Here is a 1,600-nt window from a genome sequence, read left to right on the forward strand (position 1 = left end):
AGATTACCATCTTCGCACAAGTCAGCCCAACGCAGAAAACAGTTATGGAAAAAAGAGTTTTTATCCAAACAAGCCCTTCGGTCGTTTTTGTTTCTAGCCGTGTGAAGCTCTGCGTAACAAATAAGGCGAAACAAAACCTTATGGGCGTCGGGTGATATATAAATGGGTGTCCCACTTATATGGCGGATTCCAAAGCGTCGCCAGGAACGCTTTGGCCCCTGTGGCGGGTAGCCACACACGTAAGTAACAACAAAAAAATTCAGAGATAGGTGGCAGGAGACTAAAATTAAAAAATACATTAATTTGATATAGAAACTTTTGCTATTTGGAGCGTGTTTTTGTATAATGTTTTTATAAAGTCCATTGAATCACTTCACTTGGCTGAAATCTTTAGAAATTAAATATCTTAAAAAATCAGGAATATAACATGCCTTGTCCCAAACGAAAAACGTCGAAGGCTCGTCGCAATCAGCGATCAGCAAACAAAGGTTTAGATGTTCAAACTTTTACAACTTGTCCAAACAGTGGTATTCCTGTAATGCCTCACACAGTTTGTTTGGAAAGTGGGTATTATAAAGGTGTTAAAGTCATGGTTACTAAAGCCGATAGACTTGCATCAAGGGCTCAAAAACTTCAAGTTTCTAAGGCTCGTAAAGCTGGTGCAGATGTTCCTGCGCAAGAAGCAACAGAAGTGGATAGCTCAAAAGAGTAATCTTTTAAGCCTTTCTTAAAAAAGCAATTTAAAATAGACCAGTAAGAATTTTCTTACCGGTCTATTTTTTTGTTCTCTTGATAAAAAAGTGGCCCATAGAAAGAAGCCTTCATCGCAAAGAAAATTTTTAGATTAAACCAAGACTCTTGATTTTTGATTGCAGCATGTGCAAAGCTATTGCTATATCTATGTTTTTATCCAAAAAAGGGGGAGAAAAAATGAAAAAAATCAAAATAGTTAATACTTTGCTGCTTAGTCTGCTTATCTGTTCGGGTGGTCATGTGATTGGTGAACCTGATGTCTTTAATGATAATTTAAAATCTAAAGTTGATTCACCAGATAAAAGAAGCTTGTATCAAAGATTTCAAGAATCTGAACTTGCTACAAAAGCAAAGAATTTGCTTATGAGAAAAGTAGAAAATGAACATATGGTGGAAAGAAAAAGAATCAATGCAACAGGCAGAGAAGATGATTTAACTGCTTTGCATATTGCTTCTCGAGAGGGCAATCTTAAAGAAGCTAAAAGGTTTTTAGATAGTGGTGCTAATGTTTATGCTAAAGATGCTCTTGGAAAAACTGCTTTGCATTACGCTGCGCAAAACGGTCACTCTGAAATTGTAAATGAGCTTCTTAAAAAAGGTGCCGCTGTAAATGCAAAGGATAATGATGAAAATACTCCATTGCATCTAGCTTACTATGCAAAGCAAAATTATGATTTCAATGAACAAGCAAGAAAAGGTGGAAATAAGGTTGTTAAAGCGCCTTACAAGCATTACTACAAAAAGACTGTTCCTGGTCAAAAGTATGATTATGGAATAATTGAAAACTTAATAAATTCTGGGGCAGATGAGAATATTAGAAATAACATGCATGAAGTTCCTGGTCATG

General features: G+C 36.0%; 1 protein-coding gene and 1 pseudogene. Both read left to right on the forward strand.

Annotation, left to right across the window (positions count from 1 at the left end):
- The first annotated feature begins 427 nt into the window (after positions 1-427).
- Positions 428-607: pseudogene (rpmF, locus tag NTU89_01005) on the forward strand (50S ribosomal protein L32).
- 323 nt (positions 608-930) lie between these two features.
- On the forward strand, positions 931-1,600 hold a 670-nt coding region (locus NTU89_01010), incomplete at its 3' end, for an ankyrin repeat domain-containing protein (GenBank protein MCX5923124.1).

This window comes from Candidatus Dependentiae bacterium (assembly GCA_026389065.1).
Classification (GTDB): domain Bacteria; phylum Babelota; class Babeliae; order Babelales; family Chromulinivoraceae; genus JACPFN01.